This window comes from Streptomyces sp. NPDC058092 (genome assembly GCF_042884935.1).
Lineage (GTDB): Bacteria > Actinomycetota > Actinomycetes > Streptomycetales > Streptomycetaceae > Streptomyces.
Window position 1 is genome coordinate 739,867 of sequence record NZ_JBHVSY010000001.1, and the last position, 15,988, is coordinate 755,854.

At 69.4% G+C, this 15,988-nt stretch carries 13 protein-coding genes; 8 read left to right on the forward strand and 5 right to left on the reverse strand.

The features are described 5' to 3' along the window. Window positions 1-93 precede the first annotated feature (93 nt). Window positions 94-1,032 (reverse strand): zinc-binding dehydrogenase, encoded by a 939-nt coding sequence (locus ACFVV1_RS03580; protein ID WP_389983762.1) that lies wholly within the window; start codon window positions 1,030-1,032, stop codon window positions 94-96. A gap of 144 nt (window positions 1,033-1,176) precedes the next feature. Between ACFVV1_RS03580 and ACFVV1_RS03585 the strand changes: the two genes are divergently transcribed. The 3 genes from ACFVV1_RS03585 (at window position 1,177) to ACFVV1_RS03595 (ending at window position 4,200) form a co-directional block, all read left to right on the forward strand. Beyond that, window positions 1,177-1,788: a TetR family transcriptional regulator gene (locus ACFVV1_RS03585; protein ID WP_389983765.1), complete on the forward strand. Its 612-nt coding sequence runs from the start codon at window positions 1,177-1,179 to the stop codon at window positions 1,786-1,788. Between the two features lie 65 nt (window positions 1,789-1,853). After that, window positions 1,854-2,186 carry a DUF3817 domain-containing protein gene (locus tag ACFVV1_RS03590; protein ID WP_389983768.1) on the forward strand — a complete coding sequence of 111 codons (333 nt, stop codon included), beginning with the start codon at window positions 1,854-1,856 and terminating at the stop codon, window positions 2,184-2,186. Window positions 2,187-2,499: 313 nt separating this feature from the next. Continuing rightward, window positions 2,500-4,200, forward strand: a complete 1,701-nt coding sequence (locus ACFVV1_RS03595) for a methylmalonyl-CoA mutase (protein WP_389983770.1) — start codon at window positions 2,500-2,502, stop codon at window positions 4,198-4,200. Window positions 4,201-4,255: 55 nt separating this feature from the next. Here ACFVV1_RS03595 and ACFVV1_RS03600 read toward each other — a convergent pair whose 3' ends face one another. After that, on the reverse strand, window positions 4,256-4,885 hold the full coding sequence (locus ACFVV1_RS03600) for a TetR/AcrR family transcriptional regulator (RefSeq protein ID WP_389983773.1): 630 nt from the start codon (window positions 4,883-4,885) through the stop codon (window positions 4,256-4,258). A gap of 318 nt (window positions 4,886-5,203) precedes the next feature. Here ACFVV1_RS03600 and ACFVV1_RS03605 point away from each other — a divergent pair, with 318 nt between their 5' ends. The 4 genes from ACFVV1_RS03605 (at window position 5,204) to ACFVV1_RS03620 (ending at window position 9,377) form a co-directional block, all read left to right on the forward strand. After that, window positions 5,204-6,184, forward strand: a complete 981-nt coding sequence (locus ACFVV1_RS03605; RefSeq protein ID WP_389983776.1) for a tetratricopeptide repeat protein — start codon at window positions 5,204-5,206, stop codon at window positions 6,182-6,184. A gap of 598 nt (window positions 6,185-6,782) precedes the next feature. Beyond that, window positions 6,783-7,421: a DUF6230 family protein gene (locus ACFVV1_RS03610; protein ID WP_389983778.1), complete on the forward strand. Its 639-nt coding sequence runs from the start codon at window positions 6,783-6,785 to the stop codon at window positions 7,419-7,421. A 98-nt stretch (window positions 7,422-7,519) separates the two neighbouring features. Next, window positions 7,520-8,104 (forward strand): DUF6114 domain-containing protein, encoded by a 585-nt coding sequence (locus ACFVV1_RS03615; protein WP_389983781.1) that lies wholly within the window; start codon window positions 7,520-7,522, stop codon window positions 8,102-8,104. Next, window positions 8,094-9,377: a hypothetical protein gene (locus tag ACFVV1_RS03620; RefSeq protein WP_389983784.1), complete on the forward strand. Its 1,284-nt coding sequence runs from the start codon at window positions 8,094-8,096 to the stop codon at window positions 9,375-9,377. The genes ACFVV1_RS03615 and ACFVV1_RS03620 overlap by 11 nt, the downstream gene beginning before the upstream one ends. Window positions 9,378-9,469: 92 nt before the next feature. On the opposite strand, the gene pyk is transcribed toward ACFVV1_RS03620, so the two are convergent. The 3 genes from pyk to pta all read right to left on the reverse strand — a co-directional run bounded on the left by pyk (window position 9,470) and on the right by pta (window position 14,356). Continuing rightward, window positions 9,470-10,900 (reverse strand): pyruvate kinase, encoded by a 1,431-nt coding sequence (pyk, locus tag ACFVV1_RS03625; RefSeq protein ID WP_389983788.1) that lies wholly within the window; start codon window positions 10,898-10,900, stop codon window positions 9,470-9,472. A 74-nt stretch (window positions 10,901-10,974) separates the two neighbouring features. Then, the gene (locus ACFVV1_RS03630) at window positions 10,975-12,279 is read right to left on the reverse strand and encodes an acetate kinase (RefSeq protein ID WP_389983791.1); all 1,305 of its coding nucleotides are present in this window, start codon (window positions 12,277-12,279) and stop codon (window positions 10,975-10,977) included. A gap of 4 nt (window positions 12,280-12,283) precedes the next feature. Next, window positions 12,284-14,356, reverse strand: a complete 2,073-nt coding sequence (gene pta / locus ACFVV1_RS03635; protein WP_389983793.1) for a phosphate acetyltransferase — start codon at window positions 14,354-14,356, stop codon at window positions 12,284-12,286. Window positions 14,357-14,698: 342 nt separating this feature from the next. Between pta and ACFVV1_RS03640 the strand changes: the two genes are divergently transcribed. Further along, window positions 14,699-15,724, forward strand: coding sequence for an ATP-dependent 6-phosphofructokinase (locus ACFVV1_RS03640; RefSeq protein WP_389983796.1), 1,026 nt, complete (start codon window positions 14,699-14,701; stop codon window positions 15,722-15,724). Window positions 15,725-15,988: the final 264 nt, after the last annotated feature.

Genomic DNA, 15,988 nt, shown 5'->3' on the forward strand with positions numbered 1-15,988 from the left:
GTCCTCCGGCGCGTACGCCCGCGGCCGCCGCGTTCCGAGCGGGTCCTCCTGCTTGTGCGCCCCCCGCTCGTGCACGGCGCACTCGTATGCGGTCTACTCGTACACGGCGACGAGCCGCCCGATGACCTCGCCCCGCTCCAGCCGGCCGATCCCGTCGCCGATCGCGTCGAAGCCGATGCGGGTGATGCGAGAGGTCACCTTGCCTTCGGCGATGAGTCCGACCACCGCCTCGCAGTCCTCGATGGTCCCGGCCTGGGAGCCGATGAGGACGACCTGGTTGAGGGTCAGCTGCTGCAGGTTGATGGTGCCTTCCGCGACTCCGAGGCCCACCTGCACCACGCGCCCGTCCCGCCGGACCGTGTCGACCGCACCCGCGGTCGTGGTTCCGAAGCCGGCGAAGTCCACGACGACGTCCAGCTTCTCGTCGGCGAGTTCCGTGATGTCCTTCACGACCTTCTTCGCCCCGAGCTCGCGGGCGAAGGCGTGCACCTTCTCGTTCTTCTCGGCGACATAGACTTCGGCACCGACCGCGAGGGCCACCTGCGCCCCCAACGAGCCGAGCCCCCCGAAGCCGATGACGCCGACCTTGGTCCCAGCCGTCACGCCGCCCTGTACGACCACGGCGTGGTACGAGGTCAGCCCCGCATCGGTCGCCGCGGCCGCCTGGTCCCAGGCGATGGCGTCGGGCAGCCGGATCACCAGTTCCTCGCGGACCGCGACCCTGCTCTGGAAGCCGCCGTTCGACGAGGTGCCGGGTCCTTCGATCGCGGCGGGCACGGCGACCCTGTCCCCGGCACGGAAGCGCGATACACCCGAACCGACCACGGACACCACGCCCGCGATCTCATGCCCCAGGGTGATCGGCCGGAACGGCAGCAGCGAGGTGAGGGTGCCGTCCAGGAAGCCGACGTCGCTGTGGCAGAGCCCGGCGGCCTTCACGTCGATGACGATCTCACCGGCCCCCGCCTCCGGCTCGGGGATCTCGTGCAGCGAGAGGGGTTGCCCGACCTCGGTGAACTGCCATGCCTTCATGATCGATTCCTTCTGGTTCAGTTGCTGTGACGTCATGCGTGCGTCGGCGGCGGCGCGCACGGGCGTCACCTGCGACGTTATTTACGGTACCCGGTCCCGAAAATAATCGGAACGTGTGCGTCCGAATGGAGAGGAGCAGCCGGTATGGGAGACACGAGGCGGCCGCGAGGGCGGCCGCCCGCCTCGTCGCGGGAGAAGATCGAGGTGGAGGCCATCGAGCTCTTCCTCCGCCACGGCTACGCCGGGACCAGCATCGCGATGATCACCGAGGCCTGCGGTGTCGGCAGAACGACCTTCTTCCGCTACTTCGACTCCAAGTCGCAGATCATCTGGTCCGCCTTCGACGACCACACCCGGAGGCTTCGCGAGCTGCTCGCCCGTGCGGAGCCGGATGCCCCCGCCCTGACGGTGATCCGTGCCTGCGTCGTCGAGGCGCTGCGCGACTCCGTCGACGAGCGGGGCATCTGGCTGAAGCGGTTCACCATTCTGGACACCTCGGCGGAGCTGCGCTCCGAGGAGTCGGCCCAGTGGCTGAGCTGGGCGCGTGCCGTCGCCGGGTATGTGGCGCACCGCACCGGCGCCGATCCGGACGGCATCGTCCCTGCCGGCATCGGCGGAGCGGTCCAGGCGGCCTTCCTCGCCACACTCCGCAGCTGGCAAGGGACCGAGGATCCACCGGACCGGCTGCTGCACCGGATGGACATGGGTCTTGCCCCGCTCTGCGACGTGCTCCAGGAGTGGCTGGACCGGAGCTGAGTCCGGGCTCGCCCGAGTCCGGCCCGCTGCAAGATCGCCCCGGGCGTCCGGATACGCTCGATTCCATGAAACGCAGTGTGCTGACCCGGTACCGGGTGATGGCCTACGTCACCGCCGTCATGTTGCTGGTGCTCTGCACCTGCATGGTCTTCAAGTACGGCTTCGACATGGGCAAGGATCTGACGCTCGTCGTCTCCCAGATCCATGGCGTGCTCTACATCATCTACCTGATCTTCGCCTTCGACCTCGGCTCCAAGGCGAAGTGGCCGCTGGGCAAGCTGCTCTGGGTGCTGATCTCCGGCACCATCCCGACGGCCGCGTTCTTCGTCGAGCGCAAGGTCGTCCGCGAGGTCGAGCCGGTGGTCGCCGACGGTTCTCCCGTCACCGTCAAGGCCTGAGAGGCTGTCGGGTGACCTCTGATCGGGCGGCCACGCCCTGGCACGCACGCTTCCCGCGTTGCCGAAATGCCCTAGTAGCTCCTTCCCCGAGCTCTCAGCTTCGTTCGAGCAGGGGAGACCCCATCCGAGGACATCCCGGCGCCTTGGAATCGCACGCACCAGACCGCGTCCGCTTCCCGACCGGAGGTCACCCGACAGCCTCTGAGCCGTCCGGCCGGGCCCGGCCCGCGCCGCACCACCCGAACCGCCCCGTGCAAAGCACCGGGCGGTTTGCCATCGACATTTACTAGGACGTCCTAGTAAATTCGATTGTATGGACGCTGACGCGATCGAGGAGGGCCGCCGCCGCTGGCAGGCCCGTTACGACAAGGCCCGCAAGCGTGACGCGGACTTCACGACACTCTCCGGAGACCCCGTGGAGCCCGTGTACGGCCCCCGCCCCGGGGACACGTACGAGGGATTCGAGCGGATCGGCTGGCCGGGCGAGTACCCCTTCACCCGGGGGCTCCACCCGACCGGCTACCGCGGCCGGACCTGGACCATCCGCCAGTTCGCCGGCTTCGGCAACGCCGAGCAGACCAACGAGCGCTACAAGATGATCCTCGCCGCGGGCGGCGGCGGGCTCAGCGTCGCCTTCGACATGCCGACGCTGATGGGCCGCGACTCCGACGACCCCCGCGCGCTCGGCGAGGTCGGGCACTGCGGTGTGGCCATCGACTCCGCCGCCGACATGGAGGTCCTCTTCAAGGACATCCCGCTCGGCGACGTCACGACGTCCATGACGATCAGCGGACCCGCCGTCCCCGTCTTCTGCATGTACCTGGTCGCCGCCGAGCGCCAGGGCGTCGACCCGGGCGTGCTCAACGGCACGCTCCAGACCGACATCTTCAAGGAGTACATCGCGCAGAAGGAGTGGCTCTTCCAGCCCGAGCCCCATCTGCGCCTCATCGGCGACCTGATGGAGCACTGCGCCCGCGACATCCCCGCGTACAAGCCGCTCTCCGTCTCCGGCTACCACATCCGCGAGGCCGGGGCGACGGCCGCGCAGGAGCTCGCGTACACGCTCGCCGACGGCTTCGGTTACGTGGAGCTCGGGCTCTCCCGCGGGCTGGACGTCGACACCTTCGCGCCCGGTCTCTCCTTCTTCTTCGACGCGCACCTCGACTTCTTCGAGGAGATCGCCAAGTTCCGCGCGGCCCGCCGGATCTGGGCCCGCTGGATGAAGGAGACGTACGGCGCGAAGACCGACAAGGCGCAGTGGCTCCGCTTCCACACCCAGACCGCCGGTGTCTCGCTCACCGCCCAGCAGCCGTACAACAACGTCGTACGTACCGCGGTCGAGGCGCTCTCCGCCGTCCTCGGCGGCACCAACTCGCTGCACACCAACGCCCTCGACGAGACCCTCGCGCTCCCCTCCGAGCAGGCCGCCGAGATCGCGCTGCGCACCCAGCAGGTGCTGATGGAGGAGACCGGCGTCGCCAATGTGGCCGACCCGCTGGGCGGTTCCTGGTACGTGGAGCAGCTCACCGACCGGATCGAGGCCGACGCCGAGAAGATCTTCGACCAGATCAAGGAGCGCGGCACCCGGGCCCATCCGGACGGGCAGCACCCCGTCGGGCCCATCACCTCCGGCATCCTGCGCGGCATCGAGGACGGCTGGTTCACCGGCGAGATCGCCGAGTCCGCGTTCCAGTACCAGCAGTCGCTGGAGAAGGGCGACAAGCGCGTCGTCGGCGTCAACGTCCACCACGGCTCGGTCACCGGAGATCTGGAGATCCTGCGGGTCAGCCACGAGGTCGAGCGCGAGCAGGTCCGGGTGCTCGGCAGCCGCAAGGACGCCCGCGACGACGCCCGGGTGAAGTCGGCGCTGGACGCGATGCTGGCCGCCGCCCGTGACGGCTCCAACATGATCGGCCCGATGCTCGACGCGGTACGGGCCGAGGCGACGCTCGGTGAGATCTGCGGGGTCCTGCGCGACGAGTGGGGCACCTACACGGAGCCGCCCGGCTTCTGACGGGCGGTCGGTGGCCGCGTTCGGCGGCCGAGGAAGGCGGCAGCGGCCCGCCCCGTCACGCGGACGCCGCCGCCCCCAGCCCCGCCAGCAGCAGCACGGTGAAGCGCCGGGCCCAGTCCGCGTCGACGGGCTCGGCGCTCACCAGGGCCCGGTGCACGACCGCGCCGGCGATCACATCGAAGATCAGATCGGCGGTCGTCGCCGCCAGCGTCTCGTCCTGCTCGACGGGCAACTCTCCGCGTTCCTGGGCCCGTTGACGCCCCTGGAGCACCAGCCGCTTCTGCCGGTCCACGATCGAGTCGCGGATCCGGATCCGCAGCGCCTCGTCGCGCGTCGACTCCGCGACCACCGCCATCAACGCCGTTTGGGTCTCCGGCCGCTCCAGCAGCGCGGCGAACTGCAGCACCACCGCCTGGACATCGGCCGACAGGCTGCCCAGATCGGGCAGTTCCAGCTCGTCGAAGAGGACCGCGACGGCATCCACGACCAGTTCGTTCTTGCCCGCCCAGCGCCGGTACAGGGTCGTCTTGGCGACCCCCGCCCGCGTCGCCACATCACCCATCGTCAACTTCGACCAGCCGAGGTCCACCAGGGAGGCTCTGGTCGCCTCCAGGATCGCTTCATCGGCTGCGGCGCTGCGTGGGCGTCCCGTTCGCGGGGGTTCGGGGTGGCTGTGGCTCAGCATGCCGTGACCATACCCGTCAGTAAGTAGTGCCGACCGGCCCCGTCCGCCGTGAGACAGATCACCGAACACACTCGTGCGTGAGGGGTGCCGGGCAGTTACGCTACGGGTCGTAGCGTAAGGACGATGGTCATACCGTCGTGACGCCACGACCGAACGACAGCCACAGGCACCGGGTGGGGACCCGGCGCCGAATCGGGTCTTTCAGGGGCCCTCGGGTCGCGTCTGTCCGGGCATCCCCGCACGCCGGCGGGGACTACGGACGGGTGTGGTTCCCGCATCGCTTTCCGTATCGGTGCGCCAAGGGGGGAGGATGTACGTATGCAGCCTAGGAACATGTCCATGAGCGGCGTCGTCGACCTCGCCGCGGTGAAGGCGGCCGGCGAGGCCAAGGTGAAGGCGGAGCAGGCCCGTGCGGAGGCCGCCCGGCAGGGTGGTGGCGGTGCCGTACCGCCGTCCGCCCTGGTGATCGATGTCGATGAGGCAGGCTTCGAGAGCGATGTCCTGCAGCGCTCCACGGAAGTCCCGGTCGTCATCGACTTCTGGGCCGAGTGGTGCGAGCCGTGCAAGCAGCTGGGACCGCTCCTGGAGCGCCTGGCCCAGGATTACAACGGCCGCTTCGTGCTGGCCAAGGTCGATGTCGACGCCAACCAGATGCTGATGCAGCAGTTCGGCATCCAGGGCATCCCGGCGGTCTTCGCCGTCGTCGCCGGGCAGGCCCTCCCGCTCTTCCAGGGCGCGGCGCCCGAGGCCCAGATCCGGGAGACGCTGGACCAGCTGATCCAGGTCGCCGAGGAGCGGTTCGGTCTCACCGGGATCGTGGTCGACCAGGACGCGGCCGCCGCCGAGGAAGCCGGCCAGGCTCCGGCCGAGGCGCCCGCCGGGCCGTACGACGCCCTGCTCGAAGCAGCCGTACAGGCCCTGGACGCCAGTGACTTCCCCGGCGCCGTCCAGGCGTACAAGAGCGTCCTCGCCGACGACCCGGCCAACACCGAGGCCAAGCTCGGTCTCGCCCAGGCCGAACTGCTCGCCCGGGTCAAGGACCTGGACCCGCAGCGGGTCCGCCAGGACGCCGCGGAGAAGCCGGCCGATCTCGCCGCGCAGCTCGCGGCCGCCGATCTGGATCTCGTCGGCGGTCATGTCGAGGATGCCTTCGGGCGGCTCGTCGAGACGGTGCGCCGTAATTTCGGTGACGACCGGGACGCGGCGCGGGTGCGGCTGCTGGAGCTGTTCGAGGTGATCGGCCCCGATGATCCGCGGGTCGTCGCCGCGCGTACGGCGCTGGCGCGGGTCTTGTTCTGATGTGACAACACGGCCGTGGTACCCCCGGGGTGCCACGGCCGTTTTCGCGATCAGGGCGATAAGAGACGGCTTCGCTTTACCAAATCTTGATAAAGGTGTCGTCTGTTACTCGCAGTAAATCACCCCTTGCGATCTGTCCGCATAACGGCCCCGATTCTCCCTTTCGTCCTTCTGCTCGGCGCCACCCTGTGTGGCCGGGCGGTATCACCCGGTCGCGCGCCGGTTATCGGGCCGTTACTAGTGAGTAACGAACCCCTTGTGCGGCGGGCGTGAATGCACCACGATCGGCCACGCTCGGTCCAATGACGCCAGCCCGGCTGCCAGTCGGCGCGGCGGCCCCGTTGGGTCCCCACCGAGTGGGTCGGCGGAAGTGGCGCCGACTCCGGACAGGGGGGTTCCTGCCGTCCGGCAGGGCCTGTCCGAACAGGTTGCGCGATTGCGTGGCCAGTGGTTGTCGCTCGGGGGTGATCGCCGGTGATTCGGACGCGGTTCCTGCCTCCGTACGCGGGCGCTCTCTTTCCGAGGACGTAGCACTTCTCCCATCCCAGGACGGGCCCAGGCCCGGACCGGAGATGTACGTCCGAGAAGGAGGAAATTTATGAGTTCCCAGGTTCGTGGCGGTACCAGATGGAAGCGTTTCGCTCTGGTCATGGTGCCGAGCGTTGCCGCGACCGCCGCGGTCGGCGTGGCCCTCGCGCAGGGTGCGCTCGCCGCATCGTTCAGCGTGTCCGGCCAGTCGTTCAAGGTGTCGGCCGAGTACCTCGACGGCCACGGCTTCTCGCAGTACGGCGGCATAGACGCCGGCTACGCGGAGCTGAAGGGTGACAAGAAGACCATTCACCCGGTCGCGATCTCGTCGTTCCGGACGGCGAAGATCACCAAGATGTGCCAGTCCGTCGTGACGCCGGACATCCCGATCCTCGGCTCGGTCAGCCTTCAGCTGAAGGCCGGCGGCAACGGGACCCCGGTCAAGGCCAAGGACCTGTACATCGACATCGCCGACCTCAAGGCCGATGCCGAGTTCTCCAACATCGACATCGGTGTTGCGGCCAGGGACGCCTCCAAGGGTCCGGCGATCAAGGCCAACGAAAACGTCAACGAGAACGGTTTCGCCCAGCAGGCGGACCGTGCCCAGCTGCGGAACGTGCAGCAGACGGCGTGGGCCACCACGGCCGGAACCTTCAAGCTCAGCGGTCTGAGCATGAAGCTCTACAACGGCGTCAAGGAGTGCTACTAAGCACCCCGCCCGGACGGGCGGAGCAGCGGCCACGCCGCTCCGCCCGTCCGACTCCCTCTTCTTTTCACAGCACGACCGGTTCCAGGGAGCTGTTTTCCATGAGCGCCGAGACCACAGGCACCCGCGACTTCACCTACTGGAGGCTGCGGTTCCGTGACTGGCGGCAAACCCGGCCCTTCTGGGCGGGTCTTTTCACCGCGCTCGGTGGCGGTCCGATCGCATATTTTCCGTACGCGAATCTCAAGCTCGGCCATCTGACGCTGGTCATGGCAACCACCACCGGCTCGGGTTCACTGATCATCGGTGTACTGCTGGTCACGCTCGGCCTGACCATGTGGTTCCAGCAGATCATCCGGGTGTTCGCCGGCGTCGCCACGATCCTGCTCGCGCTGGTCTCCATCCCGGTGTCCAACCTCGGCGGTTTCTTCTTCGGGTTCCTGTTCGCCCTCATCGGCGGCTGTCTCGCGCTGTCCTGGGCCCCGGGTGAGCCCGCGGACGGGACGGAGCCGGGCAGGCACACGCCCGGCAAGCAGGCCGAAGAGCCGCAGGGCGGGGAAGCGGCCGGCGTCGAACTGCCGGAGCAGCGCGCCACGGCGGCGTACGACCCGGGTGCCGCTCCCTGGAGCGGCGACGTCCCGAGCGGAATTGTTGACGCCAACGGCGGGAGGAACAGTGCGGGGTGACGAGACGCAGCTGAACGCGACCGGAGAGGTTGTCCGGACGAGAACCGGACCGCGCCACGCGGCCCCCAGGAAGTCGTTGCTGACGAAGCTGCACATACCCGCGGGCAAGGCCTTCGCCCTCGCCGCGATGCCGACGGCCGTCTTCGTGGGCATGGGGCTCACCCCCAGGCTGGCACTGGCCGACGACAGCATGGACATCCCGTTCGCACCCGGTCCCTGCGTGACCCGCTCCGACGAGCCGAGCGAGTCGCCGTCACCGTCCGCGTCGGAGACCAAGTCGCCGTCCCCGTCCCCGTCCGCCTCCGAGTCCGGTGACAAGGGCGAGACAGCGACCCCGAAGCCCTCGGCCACCCCGTCGGCGAGCGAGACGGCGAGCGAGAGTGCGAGCGAGACCGCCAAGGCCGAGCCGAAGTCCGCCGACGCCCCCGCCGCCGCGCCGAGCGCCTCGCCCACCCCCACGGAGTCGAAGAACCCGCTCGACCCGCTGGGCGTCGGCGACGCGCTCAAGGACCTCTTCGACGGACCGGACAAGGAGACGGCGAGCCCGTCCCCGAGCGCCACCACGGCGTCCCCGAAGCCCTCGGAGAGCGAAGCGGCCAAGCCGGCCGAGAAGCTTGTGGAGAAGGCGACGGACGCCGTGAAGGAGACGGCCGACAAGACCGCCGTCGCCATCCGCGACGCCGCGGAGCAGGCCGGAAAGCCGGTCGAGGAGCTCGACGAGAGCGTCAAGGGTCTCGAAGCCAAGAAGGACGAGGACATTCCGGACGGCGCCAAGGAGCGCTTCCCGTGTCCGACCGCCGACCCCGAGGCGCTGGCCGCGGCCGACCTGGAGCAGGGCATTCCGCGGCTCCCGAACGAGCCGTGGATCCTGCAGAGTTCGATGCTGACCCTGAGCGGCCTCGACTACAAGGGCATCGTCGAGGTGAAGAAGGGCGACGGCACCACGAAGAAGGTGCTCAAGTTCACCGCGAGCTCGGTCGACATCAAGGACCTCCACCAGCTGACGGTCGGTCCGGCGGGCACGACGGGCCATGTCCAGGCACGCAAGGGCTCGACGTCCACCATCCGCAACGGCACGGTGACGATGTACACGGAGGAGCTGAAGGGCAATCTCTTCGGCCTCATCCCGGTCACGTTCAGCCCGCAGACACCGCCGCCGCTGAACGTACCCTTCGCCTTCTTCACCAAGGTCAAGGTGACTCAGGCCGGCCAGTTCGGCGGCACGCTCAAGGTCCCCGGGCTGCACAACTACTTCACCGGCGGCAACAGCTAGCAGCCGACACCGACCCGTTCGGGAGCCGCACAAGGACCGTGGGCCGCACTCCTTCCGGAGTGCGGCCCACGGTCTTACGGGTACCGGGCGCGTCAGTCCCGCGTGCCACCACCGACATGGTGCACCCGCACCATGTTCGTCGTGCCCGGGATGCCGGGGGGCGAGCCGGCCGTGATGACCATCGTGTCGCCCTCGTTGTAGCGGTCCAGCTTCAGGAGCTCGCCGTCGACCAGGTCGACCATCGCGTCCGTGTTGTCCACGTGCGGGACGACGTGGGCCTCGACGCCCCAGCTCAGGGCGAGTTGGTTGCGGGTGGACTCGTCCGTGGTGAAGGCCAGGATGGGCTGCGCCGCACGGTAGCGGGAGAGGCGGCGGGCCGTGTCTCCGGACTTGGTGAAGGCGACCAGTGCCTTGCCGTTCAGGAAGTCCGCGATCTCGCAGGCGGCACGGGCCACCGAACCGCCCTGGGTGCGGGGCTTCTTGCCCGGGACCAGCGGCTGGAGGCCCTTGGAGAGAAGCTCCTCCTCGGCGGCGACGACGATCTTCGACATCGTCTTGACCGTCTCGATCGGGTACGCGCCCACGCTGGACTCGGCGGACAGCATGACCGCGTCCGCGCCGTCCAGGATCGCGTTGGCGACGTCGGACGCCTCGGCGCGGGTCGGCCGCGAGTTGGTGATCATCGACTCCATCATCTGGGTCGCCACGATCACCGGCTTGGCGTTCCGCCGGCAGAGCTCCACCAGGCGCTTCTGCACCATCGGGACCTTCTCCAGGGGGTACTCCACGGCCAGGTCGCCACGGGCGACCATCACACCGTCGAACGCCATGACGATGCCGTCCATGTGCTCGACCGCCTGCGGCTTCTCCACCTTGGCGATGACGGGGACCCGGCGGCCCACCTCGTCCATCACCTTGTGGACGTCCTTGATGTCATTGGCGTCCCGTACGAAGGAGAGCGCCACCAGGTCGCAGCCCATCCGCAGGGCGAACCGCAGGTCCTCGACGTCCTTCTCGGACAGGGCCGGGACATTGACCGCCGCACCGGGCAGGTTGATGCCCTTGTGGTCGGAGATGACACCGCCCTCGATGACGATGGTCCTGACCCGGAGGCCGTCGATCGCGATGACCTTCAGCTCGACATTGCCGTCGTTGATCAGGATCGGGTCGCCCTTGGTGACATCGCCGGGCAGACCCTTGTAGGTCGTGCCGCAGATCGACTTGTCGCCGGGGACGTCCTCCGCGGTGATGGTGAACTCGTCCCCGCGGACCAGCTCGACGGGACCCTCGGCGAACTTCGCCAGACGGATCTTCGGGCCCTGGAGGTCGGCGAGCACGCCGACCGCACGACCGGTCTCGGCGGCGGCCCTGCGGACCCGGTCGTAACGACCCTGGTGCTCCTCGTGGCTGCCGTGACTGAAGTTGAAGCGGGCCACGCTCATGCCGGCCTCGATCAGAGCGACGAGCTGCTCATGGGAGTCGACGGCGGGACCGAGTGTGCAGACGATTTTGGAACGGCGCATGAGGCGGATCCTATCGGTTTGTTTCGCTGCGGAATATTCCGTCTGGTGGAAGGTACAAAGGGGCGCGGGGGTGCTCAGTTGTGGACCTGTCCGACGAGTGCGAAGGTCTGGACGGCGATCTCCAGTTCCTCGTCCGTCGGCACCACGGCGACCGCGACCCGTGCGTGGTCCGGCGAGATCAGCCGCGGTGCGCCGGACCGTACGGCGTTCAGATCCGCGTCCACCGCCAGGCCGAACTCCTCGAGACCGGCGATCGCAGCCTCCCGTACCGGCGCCGAGTTCTCCCCGACCCCCGCCGTGAACACCACGGCATCCACCCGCCCGAGGACCGCCGAATAGGCGCCGATGTACTTCTTCAGCCGGTGCACATAGATGTCGAACGCCAGCGCCGCACGCTCGTCGCCCTCGTCGATCCGGCGCCGGATCTCCCGCATGTCGTTGTCGCCGCACAGCCCGACCAGGCCGCTCCTCTTGTTCAGCAGCTCGTCGATCTCGTCCGTCGACATCCCCGCCACCCGCCGGAGGTGGAAGGTGACGGCCGGATCGATGTCGCCGGAACGCGTGCCCATCACCAGCCCCTCCAGCGGCGTCAGCCCCATCGAGGTCTCCACGCACCGGCCGCCCGCCACCGCCGACGCCGACGCGCCGTTGCCCAGGTGCAGCACGATGACATTGACCTCCTCCGGCGTACGTCCCAGCAGCTCGGCGGCCTTGCGGGAGACATACGCGTGCGAGGTGCCGTGGAAGCCGTAGCGCCGGATGCGGTGCGCGTCGGCGGTCTCCACATCGATCGCGTACCGCGCCGCGTACTCCGGCATCGTCGTGTGGAACGCCGTGTCGAAGACCGCCACCTGCGGGAGGTCGGGACGCAGGGCCTGTGCGGTACGGATGCCGACGATGTTCGCCGGATTGTGCAGCGGGGCCACCGGGACCAGGCGCTCGATCTCCTCCAGCACCTCGTCGTCGATCACCACGGGCTCGGTGAACCGCAGCCCGCCGTGCACCACCCGGTGACCGATCGCCACCAGCGCGGGGGAGTCCAGGCCCAGCCCGTCGGCCGCCAGCTCATCGGCCGCCGCCTTCAGCGCGGCCTCGTGGTCGGCGATCGGACCGGTCCGCACGCGCGACTCGGCGCCTCCCGCCCGTCGCCCACCACCACCCTCGACGGAGACCCTTCGGGCCGCCTCTTCTGATTCAACCAGCGGGGTGTGCACCAGCCGGGAGGTTTCCTCGCCGATCCGCTCGACCAGCCCGACCGCGAGCCGGGAGCGGTCGCTCATGTCCAGCAGCTGGTACTTCACCGACGAGGAGCCGGAGTTGAGGACCAGCACGTGGTACGCGCCCGCCGTGGAAGAGCCCTGTGTGGTCGGGGTGGTCATCCGTTCACTCCTCGCCCTGCGCCTGGATCGCCGTAATGGCCACGGTATTGACGATGTCCTGGACGAGCGCACCCCGGGACAGATCGTTGACGGGCTTCCGCAGCCCCTGGAGGACCGGTCCGACGGCCACCGCGCCCGCCGAGCGCTGCACGGCCTTGTAGGTGTTGTTGCCGGTGTTCAGGTCCGGGAAGATCAGCACCGTGGCCTGCCCCGCCACCTCGGAGCCGGGCAGCTTCGTCGCGGCGACGCTCGGCTCCACCGCGGCGTCGTACTGGATCGGGCCCTCGATCCTGAGGTCGGGCCTGCTCCTGCGGACCCGCTCCGTCGCCTCGCGCACCTTGTCGACATCGGCGCCCGATCCCGACGTGCCCGTCGAGTACGACAGCATCGCGATCCGCGGCTCGACACCGAACCGGGCGGCGGTGGCGGCCGACTGCACCGCGATGTCCGCGAGCTGCTCCGCGTCCGGGTCCGGGTTCACCGCGCAGTCGCCGTACACCAGGACCTTGTCGGCGAGGCACATGAAGAAGACGGACGACACGATCGAGGCGTCCGGCTTAGTTTTTATGATCTCGAACGCGGGGCGGATCGTCGCCGCGGTGGAGTGCACCGCCCCGGAGACCATGCCGTCGGCGAGCCCCTCCTGCACCATCAGCGTGCCGAAGTAGTTGACGTCCGCGATGACGTCGTACGCCAGCTCCACCGTGACCCCGCGGTGCGCGCGCAGCTGCGCGTACCGCTCGGCGAAGACCTGGCGCAGCTCGGCGGTCTGCGGGTCGATGAGCTGCGTCCCGGCGAGATCGATGCCGAGGTCCGCGGCCTTCTTGCGGATGACGTCGGCGTCGCCGAGGAGGGTCAGATCGCAGACGTCGCGGCGCAGCAGTACGTCGGCGGCGCGCAGCACCCGTTCCTCGGTGCCCTCCGGCAGGACGACGCGGCGCCGCACGGCTCGGGCCTGCTCCAGCAGCTCGTGCTCGAACATCATCGGGGTGACGCGGCTGCTACGGGCCACCGAGATCCGTTCCAGCAGCGCGCCGGTGTCCACGTGGCGCTCGAAGAGGCCCAGCGCGGTCTCCGCCTTGCGGGGCGTCCCTGCGTTCAACTTGCCTTCCAGGGCGAAGAGTTGCCCCGCGGTCGGGAAGGAGCCGCCGGCCACGGAGATGACCGGCGTACCCGGTGCGAGCCGCGCGGCCAGCTTGAGTATCTCCTCGCCGGGGCGCTCGTCCAGGGTCAGCAGCACACCGGCGATGGGCGGGGTCCCGGCGCTGTGCGCGGCCAGCGAGCCGACCACCAGATCCGCCCGGTCCCCGGGCGTGACCACCAGACAGCCCGGCGTCAGCGCCTTCAGCATGTTCGGCAGCATCGCACCGCCGAAGACGAAGTCCAGCGCGTCCCTGGCCAGCCCGGAGTCGTCGCCGAGCAGCACCGTGGCGTCGAGCGCCGCGGCGATCTGGGCGACGGTCGGCGCGGAGAGCGCCGCGTCGTCGGGCAGCACCGAACAGGGGACGGGCAGCCGGGCCGCCAGCCGCTCCGCGATGGCCTCGCGGTCCTCGGCCGCCACCCGGTTCACGATCATCGCGAGGACGTCGCAGCCCAGGCCCGCGTACGCCCGGTAGGCATTGCGGGTCTCGGCCCGCACGGACTCCGCGGTCTGGCCCTTCCCGCCGACCACCGCGATCACCGAGGCGCCGAACTCATTGGCGAGGCGGGCGTTGAGCGCCAGCTCGTCGGGGAGCTGGGTGGCGGCGAAGTCGGTGCCGAGTACCAGCACCACCTCGTACTTCTGGGCCACCTGATGGAAGCGTTCGACGAGCCGGGAGACCAGCTCGTCGGTGCCCTGCTCGGCCTGGAGCGCGGACGCCTCGTGGTAGTCCAGGCCGTAGGCCGACTCGGGGTCCTGGGGGAGGCGGTAGCGGGCCCGCAGCAGTTCGAACAGCCGGTCGGGTCCGTCGTGGACGAGCGGCCGGAACACCCCGACCCGGTCCACCTGACGCGTCAGGAGCTCCATGACTCCCAGATCGACGACCTGGCGGCCGTCTCCCCGGTCGATCCCGGTCACGTACACGCTGCGCGTCACGCGTGTTCTCCCGTCCAGATTGCGGTTTGGGATGGTATTGCCATGTTGACGATACCTGCGGGGGGCCGGGCGCCGCCCGCCGGGCGAAGGGCCCCGAGCCAGGGGGCGTACGGCCTGCCCCGGGCCTCGCGGATGCGCTCGCCGGAGGGCCTGCCGCAGGCCTCGCCGGACGCCCTCGCATCCGGCGGAACACCCGTGCGCAGATCCGCGGAGCGGCGGGGAGCGCGAGGTCCAGACCTGACGTGGGACAATCGACGTGGCTCACAGTACGGGGGATTCTCACGGGGGATTCTGTAGTCGTCCCCGAATCGAACGGCACCAGCGAGCAGGAGATACAGCACGATGCGCATCGGAGTTCTCACCGCAGGCGGCGACTGCCCGGGCCTGAACGCAGTGATCCGGTCGGTCGTGCACCGAGCCGTGGTGGGGCACGGAGACGAGGTCATCGGCTTCGAGGACGGGTTCAAGGGACTTCTCGACGGCCACTTCCGCCCCCTCGACCTCAACGCGGTCAGCGGCATCCTCGCCCGCGGCGGCACCATCCTCGGCTCGGCCCGGCTGGAGCGCGACCGGCTGCGCGAGGCCGCCGAGAACTGCGCCGAGCTCAGCCGCCGTTACGGCATGGACGCCCTCATTCCGATCGGCGGCGAAGGCACCCTCACGGCCGCGCGGATGCTGTCGGACGCCGGAATGCCCGTCGTCGGCGTTCCCAAGACGATCGACAACGACATCTCCGCCACCGACCGCACCTTCGGCTTCGACACGGCGGTGGGCGTCGCCACCGAGGCCATAGACCGTCTCAAGACCACCGCCGAATCGCACCAGCGGGTCATGGTCGTCGAGGTGATGGGCCGCCACGCCGGCTGGATCGCGCTGGAGTCCGGAATGGCGGGCGGCGCGCACGGCATCTGCCTCCCCGAGCGCCGTTTCCAGGTCGAGGACCTGGTCAAGATGGTCGAGGAGCGCTTCGCACGCGGCAAGAAGTTCGCGGTCATCTGCGTCGCCGAGGGCGCGCACCCGGCCGAGGGTTCCATGCCGTACGGCAAGGGCGAGATCGACCAGTACGGTCACGAGCGCTTCCAGGGCATCGGCAACCGGCTGGCCATCGAGCTGGAGACCCGGCTCGGCAAGGAGGCCCGGCCGGTCATTCTCGGCCACGTGCAGCGCGGCGGCACGCCGACCGCGTACGACCGGGTGCTCGCCACCCGCTTCGGCTGGCACGCGGTGGAGGCCGCGCACCGGGGCGACTTCGGCCGGATGACGGCTCTGCGCGGCAACGACATCAAGATGGTTCCGCTCGCCGACGCCATCACCCGGCTCAAGACGGTGCCCGCGGACCGGATGGACGAGGCGGAGTCGGTCTTCTAGCACCGGACGGGCGCGACGGCGTCACAAGAGGCGCAGGCAAGAGGCGCGGGCAAGAGACGCGGGCAAGAGGCGCGGGCAAGAGGCGGAAGCAAGAGGCGTCAGCAAGACAGGCGGCGGCAAGAGGCGCCCGCGAGGCGGGTGTCACGAGAGGCTTCACAAGAGCTGACCGGCGGCCCTGGCTGTCCCCCGTGGACGGTCAGGGCCGCTTGCCCTTCCCCTTGGCCCCGGAGCTCAGGTCCTTTTCCGGAAGGCCGGTGCCGGACC